General features: G+C 48.9%; 16 protein-coding genes. 12 read left to right on the plus strand and 4 right to left on the minus strand.

The features are described 5' to 3' along the window. Positions 1-123 precede the first annotated feature (123 nt). Entirely contained in the window at positions 124-1,281 is a 1,158-nt protein-coding gene (locus tag ACO0LI_RS23590; protein ID WP_422953371.1) for a DesA family fatty acid desaturase, read from the plus strand. A gap of 354 nt (positions 1,282-1,635) precedes the next feature. On the opposite strand, the gene rpmG is transcribed toward ACO0LI_RS23590, so the two are convergent. The 3 genes from rpmG to radC all read right to left on the minus strand — a co-directional run bounded on the left by rpmG (position 1,636) and on the right by radC (position 2,977). Continuing rightward, entirely contained in the window at positions 1,636-1,803 is a 168-nt protein-coding gene (gene rpmG / locus ACO0LI_RS23595) for a 50S ribosomal protein L33 (RefSeq protein WP_110257750.1), read from the minus strand. A 25-nt stretch (positions 1,804-1,828) separates the two neighbouring features. Continuing rightward, on the minus strand, positions 1,829-2,065 hold the full coding sequence (rpmB, locus tag ACO0LI_RS23600) for a 50S ribosomal protein L28 (RefSeq protein WP_110257749.1): 237 nt from the start codon (positions 2,063-2,065) through the stop codon (positions 1,829-1,831). A gap of 237 nt (positions 2,066-2,302) precedes the next feature. After that, positions 2,303-2,977, minus strand: a complete 675-nt coding sequence (radC, locus tag ACO0LI_RS23605; protein WP_423035682.1) for a RadC family protein — start codon at positions 2,975-2,977, stop codon at positions 2,303-2,305. Between the two features lie 96 nt (positions 2,978-3,073). On the opposite strand from radC, the gene ACO0LI_RS23610 reads away from it, so the two are divergent. The 6 genes from ACO0LI_RS23610 to ACO0LI_RS23635 all read left to right on the plus strand — a co-directional run bounded on the left by ACO0LI_RS23610 (position 3,074) and on the right by ACO0LI_RS23635 (position 8,645). Further along, on the plus strand, positions 3,074-3,529 hold the full coding sequence (locus tag ACO0LI_RS23610; protein WP_423035684.1) for an FKBP-type peptidyl-prolyl cis-trans isomerase: 456 nt from the start codon (positions 3,074-3,076) through the stop codon (positions 3,527-3,529). A 9-nt stretch (positions 3,530-3,538) separates the two neighbouring features. Further along, positions 3,539-4,477 (plus strand): 4-hydroxy-3-methylbut-2-enyl diphosphate reductase, encoded by a 939-nt coding sequence (gene ispH / locus ACO0LI_RS23615; RefSeq protein WP_422978653.1) that lies wholly within the window; start codon positions 3,539-3,541, stop codon positions 4,475-4,477. 532 nt (positions 4,478-5,009) lie between these two features. Continuing rightward, entirely contained in the window at positions 5,010-5,939 is a 930-nt protein-coding gene (locus ACO0LI_RS23620; RefSeq protein WP_422953359.1) for a branched-chain amino acid ABC transporter permease, read from the plus strand. An 11-nt stretch (positions 5,940-5,950) separates the two neighbouring features. Continuing rightward, positions 5,951-7,141, plus strand: a complete 1,191-nt coding sequence (locus tag ACO0LI_RS23625; protein WP_423035686.1) for an ABC transporter permease subunit — start codon at positions 5,951-5,953, stop codon at positions 7,139-7,141. Positions 7,142-7,152: 11 nt separating this feature from the next. Next, positions 7,153-7,923 (plus strand): ABC transporter ATP-binding protein, encoded by a 771-nt coding sequence (locus ACO0LI_RS23630; protein WP_162040519.1) that lies wholly within the window; start codon positions 7,153-7,155, stop codon positions 7,921-7,923. After that, positions 7,923-8,645, plus strand: a complete 723-nt coding sequence (locus ACO0LI_RS23635) for an ABC transporter ATP-binding protein (RefSeq protein ID WP_422953361.1) — start codon at positions 7,923-7,925, stop codon at positions 8,643-8,645. Before ACO0LI_RS23630 ends, ACO0LI_RS23635 begins: the two co-directional genes overlap by 1 nt. Positions 8,646-9,216: 571 nt before the next feature. On the opposite strand, the gene ACO0LI_RS23640 is transcribed toward ACO0LI_RS23635, so the two are convergent. Then, the gene (locus tag ACO0LI_RS23640) at positions 9,217-9,774 is read right to left on the minus strand and encodes a phasin family protein (protein WP_422953362.1); all 558 of its coding nucleotides are present in this window, start codon (positions 9,772-9,774) and stop codon (positions 9,217-9,219) included. A 362-nt stretch (positions 9,775-10,136) separates the two neighbouring features. Here ACO0LI_RS23640 and ACO0LI_RS23645 point away from each other — a divergent pair, with 362 nt between their 5' ends. The 5 genes from ACO0LI_RS23645 to ACO0LI_RS23665 form a co-directional block, all read left to right on the plus strand. Continuing rightward, positions 10,137-10,577 carry an acyl-CoA thioesterase gene (locus ACO0LI_RS23645; protein ID WP_423035688.1) on the plus strand — a complete coding sequence of 147 codons (441 nt, stop codon included), beginning with the start codon at positions 10,137-10,139 and terminating at the stop codon, positions 10,575-10,577. Beyond that, positions 10,574-11,266: a nitroreductase gene (locus ACO0LI_RS23650; protein ID WP_423035690.1), complete on the plus strand. Its 693-nt coding sequence runs from the start codon at positions 10,574-10,576 to the stop codon at positions 11,264-11,266. The genes ACO0LI_RS23645 and ACO0LI_RS23650 overlap by 4 nt, the downstream gene beginning before the upstream one ends. A gap of 182 nt (positions 11,267-11,448) precedes the next feature. Then, positions 11,449-12,495, plus strand: coding sequence for a D-alanyl-D-alanine endopeptidase (gene pbpG / locus ACO0LI_RS23655; RefSeq protein ID WP_422953365.1), 1,047 nt, complete (start codon positions 11,449-11,451; stop codon positions 12,493-12,495). Positions 12,496-12,967: 472 nt separating this feature from the next. Next, the gene (locus tag ACO0LI_RS23660; RefSeq protein ID WP_422953366.1) at positions 12,968-13,816 is read left to right on the plus strand and encodes a sulfotransferase; all 849 of its coding nucleotides are present in this window, start codon (positions 12,968-12,970) and stop codon (positions 13,814-13,816) included. A gap of 2 nt (positions 13,817-13,818) precedes the next feature. After that, a partial coding sequence (locus ACO0LI_RS23665; RefSeq protein WP_423035692.1) for a DUF4347 domain-containing protein occupies positions 13,819-16,966 on the plus strand: 3,148 nt, incomplete at its 3' end.

A 16,966-nucleotide genomic window follows, 5' to 3' on the forward strand; every position in this document is an offset into this window, starting at 1 on the left:
GTCTATAATGAAAAAAGTTGATGACGTTTTTGCGAAATCAACCAAGATGCCGTCAATAACAATGGAGTACATGTCATTTTGAGCACTTTTATCGATACAGTAGTTGATTTTCTGTCCAACGGCATGACCCGTGCGACAGCCTGGCAGGTGTTTATCTTCACGATGGTCGTGACGCATATAACGATTGCCAGTGTGACCATATTCCTGCACCGCTGCCAGGCCCACCGCGCCCTGGAATTGCATGCGATTCCCAGCCATTTCTTCCGCTTCTGGCTGTGGCTGACTACTGGACAGGTGACCAAGGAATGGGCTGCGATACACCGTAAACATCATGCCAAGTGCGAAACTGAAGAAGATCCGCATAGCCCGGTAACGCGTGGTATCAAAAAAGTCTTGCTCGAAGGTGCAGAACTGTATCGTGCAGAATCCAAGAACCTCGAAACCATGGAAAAGTATGGCCATGGCACACCAGATGACTGGATGGAGCGCAATGTATATACCCGCTTTAGCTGGCAAGGCGTGGCCCTGATGCTGATCATCGACTTCATGCTGTTTGGTGTTGTTGGCGTCACAGTTTGGGCTGTACAGATGTTGTGGATACCGGTGACTGCAGCGGGCATCATCAACGGTATTGGTCATTACTGGGGCTACCGCAATTACGATTGCACCGATGCCTCACGCAATATCCTGCCTATCGGTATTTTGATTGGCGGTGAAGAACTGCATAACAATCACCATACATTTGGTACCTCTGCCAAACTGTCGTCCAAATGGTATGAGTTCGACATAGGCTGGCTGTATATCCGCAGCATGGAGATCGTTGGTCTGGCCAAGGTCAAGAAAGTCGCCCCTGAACCCAAGTTCAAGGAAATCAAGACCGTCGTCGATCTGGAAACACTGCAAGCCGTGATCACCAACCGTTATGACGTCATGGCCAAATACACCAAGTCCCTGCGCCGCGCCTGGAGCGAAGAAGTCGCCAGCCTGCGTGAAAAAGCCATGTTCGAAGCGCAGATGCTGAAATCGACCAAGAAATTGTTGCAGCGTGAACCGACCAAACTTGAAGCACCGCAGCAACAGCAATTGTCTGAAGTACTGGCCCATAGCCTGGCACTGAAAACCATGCATGATATGCGCGTGGAACTGGGCCTGATCTGGGAACGGTCTACCGTCAGCCGTGAGCAACTGGTACAGCAATTGCAGGACTGGTGCGTACGTGCAGAAGCATCTGGCATCCAGACTCTGCGCGAATTCTCCCTGAGATTGCGCACTTACGCGTAAGGCTTGTCTGCTTCTTCAAAAACGGCGCTGAGGCGCCGTTTTTACTTTTGCTCGCCATTTTTATGCTATTTCCTTCATGGCAAGGCTGCACGGTGTTTTTGGTCTTATGAAGCACTGTCTTGATCAATCGAGTGTTGTGCCAGGATTTATGGCAGGCGGCTTTAGTTTGAGTGGCAGTTGCATTTCCACAGCAAGCCGCTCAGATAAGTATCGACAGATTGAAGTTGATGAGAAGACTGAATAGGATAGGGAGCGAAGTGTTTGATTTGCTGACGGCGCCTGTGTGTAAAAAGCCGGCACCCATAAAAAAACCCTGCAGTGCAGGGTTTTTTTTCTACAGAACTAAAATCAGAATTACTTGATTTTGGTTTCTTTGTAGATGACGTGCTTACGTGCTTTAGGATCGAACTTCATGATCTCCATTTTTTCAGGCATAGTGCGCTTGTTTTTGGAGGTTGTGTAGAAGTGACCTGTACCAGCAGTCGATTCCAGCTTGATTTTGTCGCGACCAGATTTAGCCATGATATTTTCCTAACAATAGTTTAGCTTAAACTTTTTCGCCGCGAGCACGCATGTCAGTCAAAACGGCATCGATGCCGATTTTGTCAATGACGCGCAGACCAGCATTGGACAAACGCAGAGAAACCCAACGGTTTTCTGATTCTACGAAAAAGCGACGATTTTGCAGATTAGGCAAAAAGCGGCGTTTTGTTTTGTTGTTAGCGTGGGATACATTGTTGCCAACCATTGGCCCCTTCCCAGTCACTTGGCAGACACGTGCCATGTTTAACTCCTTAGACGATTCCGAAATTGGAAAAACACAAGTATAAACAAAATCTCATGAAATATCAACGACTTGCGAAAAACAAGTGTGTCTTATTTAAAAAATTAATTTAACAATTTTATTTTCCTGGGTTTACAGCAGGTAAACACAAGTGTAAACGGCGGATGTAACCCAAGCCTTGCCTACAACATTGGCTGTTTCAATGCTGCAAAATGTCTGCCCTGACAGGGGCCATACTCAAATCAGGCCATGTTCTGCAAAAGAATACACATTTGGATTGGCGACGATGAAATGGTCCAGTACGCGCACATCTACCAGCGCCAGCGCTTGTTTCAGGGTTTGTGTGAGGCTGATATCCGCCTGGCTGGGCTCGCATGAGCCAGAAGGGTGGTTGTGGGCCAGTATAATGGCTGCAGCATTGTGTTGCAGGGCTGCCTTGACTACTTCACGTGGGTAAACGCTGGCGTGGCTCAAAGTGCCACGAAATAATTCTTCTGCTCTGATCAGGCGGTTTTTGATGTCCAGGAAAAGGACGGCAAAAGATTCATGTGGTTTATTTCCTATCATCAGTTGCAGGTAATTTTTGACAGCCTGGGGTGAGGAAAGGCTGGCGTTTTCCTGCAGTTCTTCAGAAATTGCCCGTTTGGCCAGTTCGAGAACGGCCTGCAACTGCGCGTACTTGGCCGCACCCAGCCCATGTATGGACGAAAAATCCTTCATATTCGCTGCAAACAGCCCGGAAAGTGAGCCAAAGTGCCTGGTCATATCGCGCCCCAGATCGACTGCACTTTTTCCTTTGACGCCAACCCGCAAAAAAACAGCCAGTAATTCAGCGTCTGATAAAGCGCTGGCTCCATGCTTGATCAGGCGCTCACGCGGGCGCTGGTCTTCCGGCCATTCATTGATTGCCATCTAGCTTCTCTCCATAGAATTTGGTCCTTGTCTCTGTATAAGCTAAAGCTGGCTTACAATATCGGATTCTCAGCCTTATAAGCCCAGCTTCATATCATGTCTTCAAATGCAATCCCTACTGTGACACCCAACGCCTACCTGACCCTGCATTATCGCCTTGCGACGCTAGCTGGTGAAGATATACTCAGCACTTTCAAAGAGCGCCCAGCCACATTGCAACTGGGGACAGGGCAACTGGCACCAGAGCTGGAAGCATCCTTGCTGGGACTGGAAGAAGGTTCTCATACCACCCAGGAGCTGGCACCTGAAAAAGCCTTTGGGCCGCGCAATCCGGAATTGATACAAAGAGTGTCGCTGGCTACACTAAAAGAAAATTCTGCTTTTGGCGAGCAATATGTGATTGGTGACCTGGTTGAGTTTGCCGCACCCGCAGGCGGCAAGTTTGCCGGCATCTTGCGTGCAATTGATGACCAGGGCGCATTGTTTGACTTTAATCATCCTCTGGCCGGACAAACCGTGTTGTTTGAAACAAAAATTATCGGGATTCTTTAATCAAAGCTTATGGACAAAGAAATCTTATTAGCTCAGCCACGCGGATTTTGCGCTGGTGTTGATCGCGCCATTGAAATCGTTGAGCGCGCCTTGCAACAATTCGGTGCGCCGATTTATGTCAGACATGAAATCGTGCACAACGCCTATGTCGTGAATGACTTGAAAAACAAGGGCGCGATTTTTATTGAAGAGCTCGAAGACGTCCCGCCGGGCAATACCCTGATATTTTCTGCCCACGGTGTGTCACAAAGCGTGCGCCAGGATGCCGAGGCCCGTGGCCTGACGATTTTTGATGCGACCTGTCCATTGGTCACCAAGGTGCATATAGAAGTGGCCAAGATGCGCAAAGAAGGCCGAGAAATCATCATGATAGGCCACCATGGTCACCCTGAAGTAGAGGGCACGATGGGCCAGGCTAATGAGGGCATGTATCTGGTGGAAACCGTGGCCGATGTCGCCAGCCTGCAAGTAAAAAATGCAGATATGCTGGCTTTTGTGTCGCAAACCACATTGTCTGTTGACGACACGGCAGAAATTATAGATGCTCTGAAAAAGCGCTTTCCTTTGATCAGTGAACCAAAAAAGGGAGATATTTGCTATGCCACGACCAACCGGCAAGAGGCGGTGAAGTTCATGGCACCGCAAGTTGATCTGGTACTGGTGGTTGGCAGTCCGAACAGTTCTAATTCCAACCGTTTGCGCGAAGTCGCCGAGAAAAAAGGTGTGACCGCCTATATGGTCGATAATGCCAGCCAGATCAAGCCTGAGTGGCTGGAAAACAGTTTGCGCATAGGTGTGACAGCCGGTGCTTCTGCACCGGAAGTGCTGGTGCAAGAGGTGATTGCGAGTTTGCGCCAACTGGGTGCACGTAGTGTACGTGCGCTTGACGGTGTTGAAGAGGCTGTGACTTTCCCCATGCCCAAAGGCCTGGCTGCAGCAAAAGTTTGATGCTTGTAACTCTCTTAAGTAAGTGAATTTGATAAAAAATTTGTTTTGGCTGTTGTTTTCGATATTTTATTTTGCAAATACGTGTTTAAGATTGCGGCACAATCAAGTTCGGTATTTGCCGGACTTGGCAAAACGTGTATGCTGGTATTCGGCACTTGTGGAAAGTACGTAGCTTGCGGTGGTTTTTTTACCACTGGAAGAGCAGGCAAACTATGTATAATCCGGCCGACTTTACTGGGATAACCTTTAAGTCAAAATATATTACAAAAACTTTTACCAAAAGTTGCTGAGGAGAGTTCTACTATGTGCATCGATTACGCCATTATTGCTTCTACTTTGATGACGCGCCTGTTTGGCTAACGCGCGTTCGAATTCCGGCGGCACCCAGTCTGGGTGCCGCTTTCCTTATCAGGAATGATTTTTGCTGAAACCTGCATGTTGTTACCCGATTCTTGCGGGTGGCAAGATGGCAAACAGTTCATCTCCTGGTTTTTTCAGAAATTCGTTTCGTTTTTAAAGTGAGAAGCAAAATATGGATACCTTTATCCAACAAATTATTAACGGTCTTGTGCTGGGCAGCATGTATGCCCTGGTCGCACTCGGTTACACCATGGTCTATGGTGTGCTCAATCTGATTAACTTCGCGCATGGCGACGTGCTGATGGTCGGTGCGATGGCTGGCCTGAGTATCATCAAGTTTTTATCGGTAGTCGCTCCTGAACTGCCAGGCATAATCAAACTGATTATCGCCATTCTTGGCGCCATCCCTGTCTGTATTGCTGTCAATGTCCTTATCGAGCGCGTGGCTTACCGGCGTTTGCGAAATGCCCCACGCCTGGCTCCGCTGATTACGGCGATTGGTGTCTCCATCCTGGTGCAGACTTTTGCGATGATGATCTGGGGCCGTAGTCCTATTCCTTTCCCTTCCGTGATGCCATTGGAACCTGTGCAAATCGGCGGTGCAGTGATTTCGCAAACACAGATACTGTTGCTGGTGTTGGCGACTCTCTCCATGGTTGCCCTGGTTTTGCTGGTGGAAAAAACCAAGATGGGCCGGGCCATGCGTGCAACTGCTGAAAATCCGCGGGTTGCCGGTCTGATGGGTGTCGATTCCAACAAAGTGATTGTCGCAACCTTTGCGATAGGCGCTGCACTGGCGGCTGTTGCTGGCGTGATGTGGGCTGCCAATTATTCCTCCGCACAGTTTGCCATGGGTTTTGTACCGGGTCTGAAAGCATTCTCTGCAGCGGTGCTGGGTGGTATCGGTAATATCTACGGTGCGATGGTTGGGGGTATCGTACTGGGCCTGATAGAAAGCCTGGGTGCCGGTTATATAGGTGACCTGACTGGAGGTATTCTGGGAAGTCACTATCAGGACATCTTTGCCTTCGTGGTATTGATTATCGTATTGACCTTGCGGCCATCCGGCATCATGGGTGAACGTGTTGCTGATCGTGCGTAAGGAGAAAATCTATGTCTACATTATTTGATGTAAAAGCCAACCCGCAAAAGGCATTTACCAGTTTCGCCGTACTGGCGGTAATTCTGGTGGCGTTCCCTTTTGTTGCTTCCAATTTTGGTAATTCCTGGGTCAGGATTGTTGATCTGGTGCTCTTGTATGTCATGCTGGCCCTGGGTCTCAACATCGTGGTTGGTTTTGCTGGTTTGCTTGACCTGGGCTATATCGCGTTTTATGCGGTAGGTGCCTATCTGGCAGGTATATTTGCTTCGCCACAATTTGCCATTGCTCTGGAATCCATCGTTGATAGCTATCCTGGTTTCGGTGCTTTCCTGGTCAATGTGCTGGGGCAGGAAATCACTCAGAATGGCATTCATCTGTCAGTCTGGCTTATTGTGCCAATGGCTGCAGCGGTAGCCGGCCTGTTTGGTGCGATACTGGGTGCGCCGACGCTGAAATTGCGTGGTGATTACCTGGCGATCGTGACTCTGGGCTTTGGTGAAATCATCCGTATTTTCATGAATAACATGAATGCGCCGATTAATTTTACCAACGGCCCAAAGGGTATTAACAAGATAGACCCCGTCAGTGTGTTTGGTGTATCACTGGCTGGTGAGCCCGGCAGCAATGCGACGGTACACTTCCTGGGCATAAGCATGCCTTCGGTGAATGCCTATTATTTCCTGTTCCTGTTCCTGTGTATCTGTATCGTTCTGGTTTCCTTCCGTTTGCAAGATTCCCGTCTTGGCCGCTCCTGGGTTGCCATCCGTGAAGATGAAATTGCCGCCAAGGCCATGGGTATCAATACCCGCAATATCAAGTTGCTGGCATTCTCAATGGGCGCTTCTTTTGGTGGCGTATCTGGTGCGATGTTTGCCAGCTTCCAGGGCTTCGTTTCTCCAGAATCCTTCTCTCTGATGGAATCCATCATTGTTCTGGCGGCAGTCGTGGTCGGTGGTATCGGGCATATCCCTGGTGTGATCATGGGGGCTGTGGCACTGATCTCCTTGCCAGAAATATTGCGCCACGTTGTCAAGCCTTTGCAAATGCAATTGTTTGGTGAAGTGTGGCTGGAAGATGAAGTTTTGCGTCAGTTGATCTACGGAGCGACACTGGTTGGTGTCATGCTTTATCGTCCTGCCGGTTTGTGGCCAGCGCCCAAGCACGAAGACCGTATGGCTAAGACTAACGAAGCGGCAGCATAAGGAAGATCGAGATGACTGAACAAACTATCTTAAAAATTGAAGGTGCCAATAAACGTTTTGGCGGCTTGCAGGCGCTTTCAAATGTAGGTATCAATATCAAGAAAGGCCAGATTTATGGCCTGATCGGGCCTAACGGTGCCGGCAAGACCACTTTTTTTAATGTCATTACTGGCTTGTATCAACCTGACACAGGGACTTTTGAACTGGAAGGCAAGCCTTATTCGCCATCGGCACCGCATGAAGTGGCCAGGGCAGGTATCGCCAGGACTTTCCAGAATATCCGTCTGTTTGGTGAAATGACGGCACTGGAAAATGTCATGGTTGGCCGCCATATCCGTACTCATCAAGGTGTATTTGGTGCTGTGTTCAGACACGGTGCGGCAAAAAAAGAAGAGGCTGAAATTCGCCAGCGTGCGCAGGAATTGCTGGACTTTGTTGGTATAGGCCAGTTCGCCAGCCGCACATCCAAGTTCCTGTCGTATGGTGATCAACGCCGCCTGGAAATTGCCCGTGCACTGGCAACAGATCCAAAACTGCTGGCACTTGATGAACCCGCAGCTGGTATGAATGCGACTGAAAAACTTGCCTTGCGCGAGTTGCTGGTCAAGATCAAGGCAGAAGGCAAGACGATTTTGCTGATTGAGCATGACGTCAAATTGATGATGGGATTATGTGACAGGATGACTGTTCTGGATTACGGCAAGCCAATTGCAGAAGGTCTGCCAGCAGACATACAGAAAAATCCGGCAGTTATCGAAGCGTATTTGGGAGGTGGTCACTAATGGCTGAGAACGTATTAAAGATAAGCAATCTGAAAGTTGCTTACGGCGGCATCAAGGCCGTTAAAGGAATAGACCTGGAAGTCAACAAGGGTGAATTGATTACCCTGATCGGCGCCAATGGTGCAGGTAAAACCACGACCCTGAAAGCCATTACGGGCACTCTGCCTGCCTGCAAGATTGAAGGCGAGATTGTCTATCTGGGTAATTCCATCCGTAACGTTAATTCTTTCGAGATGGTGAAAAACCACCTGGCCATGGTGCCAGAAGGCCGTGGTGTTTTCACACGTATGACGATTCTTGAAAACCTGATGATGGGTGCCTTTATCCGCAATGATAAAGCGGGTATCGAAGCCGATATCGAGAAATGGTTTGCCGTCTTTCCGCGCCTCAAAGAGCGTGCTGCTCAACTGGCTGGTACCTTGTCTGGTGGTGAGCAGCAAATGCTGGCTATGGCACGTGCACTGATGAGTCATCCTAATCTGTTGCTGCTGGATGAGCCATCCATGGGTCTGTCACCGATCATGGTGGAAAAGATTTTTGAAGTGGTGCGTAATGTGTCTGCCCAGGGAATTACCATCCTGTTGGTAGAGCAGAACGCCAAGCTTGCCTTGCAGGCAGCACACCGTGGCTATGTGATGGATTCTGGTTCTATTACCATGAGTGGTAATGCCAAGGACATGCTGAATGACCCTAAAGTCCAGGCCGCCTATCTTGGTGAGTGATGATACGTTTTATGAAGTAAGGTAAGTCTCTTGCGCAGCATGGCTGTGCCGGGACCTTTCAAATACCTGCAAGTAATTGCAGGTATTTTTTTGCCTGTTTTTACCTCTCGTTTCATCTTTTAACCTGATCGTGTCAGGTCTTTCTACTCTCCGCTAAAAGCTGGTCAGCGGACAATGCAAAGTAATCGGCAGATTTTTCTGCAAAAACATGTTTCTAAAATTGATCTTGATATAAATGTAGGAATCAATGCGGAATTGGCAACTTGACAGACTATCACAACACATCAGATAGGAATAAATATGTAAGACATAAACGTGGAAGACATCAACAAGCATATTGATCCCAGCATGGCTGGCAAAATCATTTTTTACTGGGCTCTGGCCTGCGTTCCACTGGGATAAGGAGTCTGGCAAAAGGCAATGAAAGTCATGGCTATGTTTGCGTAAGCTAAGCATGTGTACATAAGCAAAAGCCCTGGTATGTTGCCAGGGCTTTTTTGCTTGTTGCCTGCTTGTTAGCCTGTTAGCCTGTTACAGTAGGAGGGGAGTCCTGCTGTAACAATGCTGATGCTTACTTCTTCGCGGCCTTTGGTGTTGCCGCTTTTGTTGCAGTAGAAACTGCATTGTTCAGATTGGCTTCCAGCGCTTCAACTGCTTGTTTGGTTGTTTTGCTGATGTGATCGTAGCTGGCGTTCGCATTGTCTATCGACGTCTTGAACAAGGATACAAATTGCTCGGAACCAGCAGGAGCATTTTTAGACACTTCATCAATCAGGGTCAAAACTTTGCGATTGGTCTCAGCGATTTGCGCTTCAGCAGCATGTGTAAATTCTGCCTGTGTGCTGGTCGCGATGTTTGCCAGGTGACGGCCATAAGCCAGCACTTTTTCGGCTGTCGGCTGCGCCTGAGCTGCGGACAGATTGAAAAATTCTTGTGGGTCTTTGGCTGCCAGTAATTGCTTGGTTGCAGCAGAGCTTTCTTCCAGAGAGGATTTGACAGCGTTCAAATTCAATTCGATGAATTTTTCTACGCCTTCAAATGCTTTGCCTGTCAATGTAGTGAACAGAGCAAGTTGTGCATCGAAATTGGCTTTAGTTGCTGCAGAAATTTGTTCGGGTGCAGTAAACATGGACATCTCCTAAGTAGGAAAGTGGAATACAAGAAACCTGGCGATTGCTAAGTGGAATGTTGCAGCGCTTAAATTAATTAATAAACCATGAAATTGTGCGATGCAATAAATCATATTTTATTGATTCGCAAAATGAAGTCAAGGTAAATTTGTGCGTCGCAATATAATAATTATGTATATAAAAACATTTGATACAAATACCCGGTCAGGAAAATGAAAAACAAGCAAAGACACTTTTCCTGTGGCAATTATGTATGGCAATTATGACCAGAAAATGAAGTGGCATGCCTATGTTAGACTTTCATACGGAGATTTGCGTTCAGGCAATTCATTTTGTGGCAAGAATAAAGTGGGGAGAGACAATGGCAATAACTGCAAAAACAAGAAAAGACTTTAAGCATTTTCATAAAATTACCACACGCTGGATGGATAACGATGCTTATGGCCATGTCAATAATGTCGTGTATTACAGCTGGTTTGACACGGTCGTCAACGAGTTCCTGATCAGTAACGGAGTGCTGGACATAGAAAACAGCCCGGTCATAGGCCTGGTTATAGAGACCCAGTGCAATTACCTGGCTTCGGTCGCTTTTCCTGATGTCATCGAAGCGGGCGTCAGTGTCAGCAAGTTGGGCAATTCCAGCGTGCGCTATGAAGTAGGCATTTTCAAGAATGGTGAAGACCTGGCAGCCGCGCAGGGGCATTTCGTGCATGTCTATGTGGATAGAGAAAACCGCCGCCCTACAGCCATCCCGGACAACATGCGCCAGCTCTTGCAAACCATAGAGGTAACAGGCTCATGATTACTTCAGCACATCAGCAGATCGTCGATGAAGCTATCACGTCGCGCCGTTCCATACGCGCATTTTTGCCAACAGCCGTGGCGCGTGAGGATATGCAGGCCATACTTGAGGTTGCCGCTCGTGCACCATCTGGCAGCAATACCCAGCCCTGGAAGGTCTATGTGTTAACCGGCTCCCGCCTGCACGCTTTGTCGAATGCTATTTTGGCTGCCCACAATAGCGAGGGGCAGGGCGGGCATGCGCAAGAATACAATTATTACCCGGTGAAATGGGTTGCACCTTATCTTGAACGCCGACGAAAGGTAGGCTGGGATTTATATGCCTTGCTGGGGCTGGGACGTGAAAACAAGATGGGCATGCATGCCCAGCATGGTCGCAACTATGCTTTTTTTGATGCGCCAGTTGGTCTGATATTCACTATAGACAGGGTCATGGAGCAGGGTTCATGGCTGGACTATGGCATGTTCCTGCAAAATATCATGATTGCTGCGCGCGGTCGCGGTCTTGATACCTGCCCACAGGCAGCCTTCACTCAATATCACAAAGTCATTGCAGAGCAATTGCAATTGCCCACAGATGAAATGCTGGTATGCGGTATGTCGCTGGGTTATGCCGATCACAGCAAAATTGAAAACACTCTGGTGACCGAAAGAGCCGAGCTTGCTGATTTTGTCCGATTTATCGAATAAAGAAGACAATTGAATATTTCTGGAAATTGAATTGTGAAATTTGTTTAAAAGACAGAATATTTTTGCAACTTAGTCTAAGGATGCGAATGAATAAGCGCAGCTAACTCCTTATTTTCCTTGCGGAATTTCCGAATTTTGCTACACTGCACTATCTTTTTGGCATATCTGATCTGGAGTCATTGATGGTGAAATTTGCCCGATGTGCAGTGGTTTTTTCATTAATCGCACTCTTGCCAGTGGCTAGTGTGCTGGCTGCCACAAACTCACACAAGAATTCATCCAAGAAACATGCTGCTCATGGCAAGACGCATGTGGCTGCGCATAAGAAAATTATTATTCATACTGCGTCAGGCAAATTGGGCAAGCGTACTGTCATGGTGCATGGCAAACGAAAAGTCATTACAGAGCGCGTGGTACTGGTACGTGAAGTACCAGACAGGCCAAGCATGGGCGACACTGCGGGCTTGAAAAATACCCAGGACCCTTTGGATCTGAAATCAAATGTGGCTTACGTGGTTGATCAGGATAGCTCCAAGGTCTTGTTCGAGAAAAATTCTGAGGTTTCCCTGCCTATCGCCTCGATTACCAAACTCATGACCAGCCTGGTAGTGGTAGAAGCTCACCAAGACATGGATGAGCAGATAGAAGTGACGAATGATGACATCGACAAGGAAAAAAACACCAGTTCCCGTTTGAAGATCGGTGCCAGATTGTCGCGTTCTGACATGTTGCATATTGCCTTGATGAGTTCAGAAAATCGTGCCGCATCAGCATTGGGACGCAATTATCCAGGTGGCTTGCCTGCATTTGTTACGGCCATGAATACCAAAGCCAAACAACTGGGCATGTCAGATACACATTATGTGGATTCCAGTGGACTCTCCAGCCAGAACCGCGCCAGCGCGCGTGATTTGGTCAAGCTGGTGAATGCGGCCTATCAGCACCCTGTTATCCGCCAGTATTCTACTGATTCAAAATATGTCGTCGCTCCTGGTGGCAAAAATCTCGAATACGGCACATCTAATAAATTGGTGATCAACCCTGCATGGGAAATCGGCCTGCAAAAAACTGGTTATATCGCGGAAGCTGGCCGTTGTCTGGTCATGCAAGCCATGATTGAAGGTCGCAATATCGTCATGGTGTTTCTTGACTCCAAGGGCAAATATTCACGCCTGGCAGACGCAGACCGTATGAAGAAGTGGCTGGAAACAATCAAGCCGCATGTATGAAATTGATGCTCAGGGACAAGTATAGCCAGGAATAAAACTGGCATTGTTATACGTAAAATTAAAATACCCGCCACTGGCGGGTATTTTTTTGTCTGTACTTCCCGTGATTGAAAAAACTGCAAAGGCGAATGCGAGCCTGGCGGTTTTGCGAGGTCCCGCTGAAGGTGTCCTCCGAGATGTGCGGCTTTCATTAAAACTGCCAGCATTTTGATGCCATAGATAAACAATGCACATTTTAACGATGTTTAACATTTCACATTTTGTAAAGAATAAATATTTAATGTTTTCTCAGGTATTGTTTGGCCTTTTGTCTATTTTTTCTCATAAGTGTCTTTTTATATTGATATAAATGGCTAGCGGTGAAAAATGGATTGATTTCATTTGAACTACGCACTTATTTACACTAATTGCTATTCATAGTTTGCTCTGTTGATACAGACTTTGCACAGGTTTGGCTTATCCGTCTCAAATAATGACTACTCCGATCTACCATTTCATCTCTGGCCTGCCACGTTCCGGCTCTACCTTATTGGCTGCTTTGTTACTGCAAAATCCACGCTTTCATGCCGGGATGACCAGCCCTGTCGGTACTTTATACACCAGCATGCTGCATCAGTTCGGCGCAGGGACTGAGTTTGGGCCTGTGATTACCAAGGCTGAACGCAAGCGTCTGGTGCGTGGCTTGTTTGATTCTTATTATGCCGAGCACGCTGAGAAGAGTGTGGTATTCGATACCAACCGCATGTGGACTGCACACCTGCCGATGTTGATGGACCAGTTCCCTGGCTCCAAGGTGATTGCCTGTGTCCGCAATGTCGCCTGGGTCATGGATAGCATAGAGCGTAAATATGCAGCTGACCCCTATGAAATCACGCGCCTTTTCAATGACGACAATGAGCGAGCAACCGTCTATAGCCGGGTAGAGACCCTGGCGCAGCGCAACCGCATGGTGGGTTACCCATGGGCGGCCCTGAAGAGCGCCTTTTACAGTGAGCATGCCGGTTCCATGCTGCTCATTGATTATGACTTGCTGGCGCAGGCACCACAAAAAGTGCTGCCCCTGATTTATGACTTTATCGGTGCTGAACCATTCGAGCATGATTTCCAGAATATCCAGTATGACGCGCCTGAGTTTGATGCCCCCATGGGCATGCGTGGACTGCACAAGGTCAGGCCCGAAGTCAGCTTCCAGGCCCGCGACACCATACTGCCCCCCGATTTGTTTCAACAGTACAGCCAGCTATCGTTCTGGAAAGACACCACCGGTAGCCGTGCCAATGTGATTACCGCCAAATTTGTTCCAAATTCTACTGAAGACTGAAGATGATACCGACCAATTCCCTGAATCCAGCCATTGCTGACACCAATTCATCTTCCAGTTCTTCTCCAGGTTTTGCATTTGACCCTTTGCATCCAAGCCAGGCAGATGGTTTGCCTGTGACGACGACGGCTGTTGCTGCACCACCTGTTCCCGTCGTTGTTCCCGTCATTGCTCAGGCCGCTGCTGCCGCGCCTGTCGCTTCGGCAACACCGCACGAAGTCGTGTTTGTCGATACCACACTGCAAAACTGGCAAAGCCTGATTGGTAGTCTCAAACCTGGTACTGAAGTCGTCACGCTGGATCCGCTGAAAAACGGCGTACAGCAAATGGCCGATGCGCTGCAAGGCAAGGCAGATATCACTGCTGTCCACATTGTGTCGCATGGTGGCGAAGGGTATCTGGTGGTTGGTAATACCATGCTGTCTTCGTATAACCTGACAGACTATCAGGCCAGCCTGGCGACCATACAAAAAGCAATGGCACCTGGGGCCGATATTTTGCTGTATGGCTGTGATGTCGCCAAAGGTGATGTGGGTGCCAATTTTGTGAATCAACTCGCAAAAGCGACTGGCACTGATGTCGCTGCATCGACCAATGACACCGGTGTGCATGGTGACTGGGCTTTGGAATACCATAGCGGCGTGGTGGAAACTACCGCTATCTCAGCACAACAATATCAGTATGATCTGGCGACCATCACGGTCACCAATCTGAATGATAGCGGGGCCGGTTCCTTGCGCGATGCTGTTCTTGCCGCGACTGGCAACGGTGCTGCTGATACCATCGTATTTGATCCTGCTCTGTTTGCCAGTGGTGCTGCGACCATCACCCTGACCAGCGGCGCACTGGAAGTTGGTGGTACCAGCAATGCGGACGCGTTCAGCATTATTGGCCCTGGCAGCAATTTATTGACTATCAGCGGCAATAATAATTCGCAAATTTTCCGTGCTGACAGTTATGCTGCCGCCAATACTTCTGCCCTGAATATTTCAGGCATGACGCTGACCAATGCCACCAATACCACGGGTAGCGGCGACACCTTGACGCGTGGTGGTGGTGCCATCATCGTGGCCAGTACCGGTGCTGTGGTCATTGATCATGTGGTCATAAAAAATTCCAGCTCTTCGGCGTATGGTGGTGGCTTCGCTTCTTACGGTAATTACAATAGCAGTATCACCATCAGCAATTCGAGTTTCCAGTCCAACACTACGACTGGCAGTGGCGGTGGCGTTAATTTATTTGCCAACTCTGCGACATTGCTGAACAACACGTTTGAAAGCAACACAGCCGTTACAGGTGGCGGCGGTGCATCGCTGTCCATCATCGGCGGCGGCACCTTCAGCATCACTAACAATACCTTTTCCAATAACACCAGTGGTGCCAGCAACGTGGTGGCTGGCAAGGGCGGCGGCCTGCAGGTAACGGCTTTCTCTGGCAGCACTGGCAGCATCATCAATAACACTGTTGTTGGCAATCATTTTATCGGCAAATCTACCATCAATACTGATCTGGTATTTGCAGATGGTGGCGGCTTGCATGTGGATGGTTCGCCTGGTGTTGTCACTTTGTCGAATAACCTGATCGCCAATAATACAAGTACCGGCGCTGTCGGTAACCATGGCGCTGATGTGGTTCTGGGACGTAATGTGACCATCAATGGTGCCAATAATATTTTTGGTACCACGGCGGGTACTTACACCGCATCCAGCAGTGGTGGTAATACCATCAGCAACCTGACCGGCACCATTTCCACCGTTCCCAGCATGGGTACGCTGGCCTACAACGGTGGCCCGGTAAAAACCATTTCGATTGCCGGTGGCAGCAGTGCCGTGAGTGCCGGTACCACAACCGGCGCGCCGACGACTGATGCGCGTGGATTTAACCGTGGTGGCACAATTGATATTGGCGCCTATGAATCTTCCGATAATGGCAGCTTCAATTTCGGTGGAGTGGTTTCCCCCGCAAATGGTGTTATTGATGTACCCATCAACTATGACCTGGTGATCGATTTTGGTACTGCGGTTACTGCGGTTGCTGCCAAGAATATCGTCATTTACCGCCAGTCAGACAATGCGGTGCTGGAAACTATCGCTGCCACCGATACCAGCAAGGTCACGTTCAGCAGCGGCACGGGCGGTGCCAATAGCAAGATTACGATTAATCCTGCCGCCAATTTTCTCGGCAAGACTGGCTACTATGTATTGATAGACAGCGGTTCGTTCCTCGACAGTAGCAGCAAGTCATTTACCGGCATCACGTCCAGTTCCACCTGGGCTTTTACTTCTGCCGGTTTGCCATCGACCATCACCAGCGCCACTTATGACGCCAGCACTGGCATTCTGTCCGTCATCGGCACCAATATGGCGAACGGCGACACCATTGATGTTTCCAAACTATCGCTGACAGGGCAGGCGGGTTCATATACGCTGACGACGGCGAATGTAACGACCAGCAGTGCGACAGCTTTTTCAATAACATTGAACGCGGCTGATAAGCTGGCCATCAACGGTGTCTTGAACAATAATGGTACAACGGCTGTTGATACCACCACATTCAATCTGGCCGCTGCTGCTGGCTGGGATGCTTCACAGGGACCATTAGCCGACACCACAAACCCAATAACGGTCAGCAACGTCACCGCCCCAACGATTACATCGGCAACCTATAACGGCACGACCCATGTCTTCACCGTCACCGGCACCAACCTGGTGCAAACGATAGGCGCGACCAATGACATCACCATATCCAAGCTGACGATTACTGGCGAAGGTGGCGCAACGCGTACTTTGTCCACGACTGGCAACGTCGAAGTCACGTCTGCCACCAGCTTTACGTTCACCTTGGCCGGTGCCGACATCGCTGCCGTTGATGCCTTGTTGAATAAAAATGGCACTTCTTCAGCCAGCAGCGCCACAACGTACAATCTGGCCGCAGCCGACGACTGGGACAGCGTCATCACCGGCGGCAATATCGCTGACCTGACTGGCAATGGCATCACCGTCGCCAATGCCGCACCAAGCATCTTAAGTTCCACCTACGATGCCAGCACCGGCATTTTATCGGTCTCTGCCGTCAACATCGCCGGTGGCGACACCATTGATGTAAGCAAACTGTCTTTGACTGGCCAGACCGGTTCCTACACCCTGACCA

This window comes from Undibacterium sp. Tian12W (genome assembly GCF_049339405.1).
In the GTDB taxonomy this organism is placed as follows: Bacteria; Pseudomonadota; Gammaproteobacteria; order Burkholderiales; family Burkholderiaceae_D; genus Undibacterium.

Coding starts and splice junctions, on each gene's coding strand:
- ACO0LI_RS23590 (WP_422953371.1), top strand. CDS start 124: ATGACCCGTGCGACAGCCTGGCAGGTGTTTATCTTCACGATGGTCGTG.
- rpmG (WP_110257750.1), bottom strand. CDS start 1,803: ATGGCTAAATCTGGTCGCGACAAAATCAAGCTGGAATCGACTGCTGGT.
- rpmB (WP_110257749.1), bottom strand. CDS start 2,065: ATGGCACGTGTCTGCCAAGTGACTGGGAAGGGGCCAATGGTTGGCAAC.
- radC (WP_423035682.1), bottom strand. CDS start 2,977: ATGGCAATCAATGAATGGCCGGAAGACCAGCGCCCGCGTGAGCGCCTG.
- ACO0LI_RS23610 (WP_423035684.1), top strand. CDS start 3,074: ATGTCTTCAAATGCAATCCCTACTGTGACACCCAACGCCTACCTGACC.
- ispH (WP_422978653.1), top strand. CDS start 3,539: ATGGACAAAGAAATCTTATTAGCTCAGCCACGCGGATTTTGCGCTGGT.
- ACO0LI_RS23620 (WP_422953359.1), top strand. CDS start 5,010: ATGGATACCTTTATCCAACAAATTATTAACGGTCTTGTGCTGGGCAGC.
- ACO0LI_RS23625 (WP_423035686.1), top strand. CDS start 5,951: ATGTCTACATTATTTGATGTAAAAGCCAACCCGCAAAAGGCATTTACC.
- ACO0LI_RS23630 (WP_162040519.1), top strand. CDS start 7,153: ATGACTGAACAAACTATCTTAAAAATTGAAGGTGCCAATAAACGTTTT.
- ACO0LI_RS23635 (WP_422953361.1), top strand. CDS start 7,923: ATGGCTGAGAACGTATTAAAGATAAGCAATCTGAAAGTTGCTTACGGC.
- ACO0LI_RS23640 (WP_422953362.1), bottom strand. CDS start 9,774: ATGTTTACTGCACCCGAACAAATTTCTGCAGCAACTAAAGCCAATTTC.
- ACO0LI_RS23645 (WP_423035688.1), top strand. CDS start 10,137: ATGGCAATAACTGCAAAAACAAGAAAAGACTTTAAGCATTTTCATAAA.
- ACO0LI_RS23650 (WP_423035690.1), top strand. CDS start 10,574: ATGATTACTTCAGCACATCAGCAGATCGTCGATGAAGCTATCACGTCG.
- pbpG (WP_422953365.1), top strand. CDS start 11,449: ATGGTGAAATTTGCCCGATGTGCAGTGGTTTTTTCATTAATCGCACTC.
- ACO0LI_RS23660 (WP_422953366.1), top strand. CDS start 12,968: ATGACTACTCCGATCTACCATTTCATCTCTGGCCTGCCACGTTCCGGC.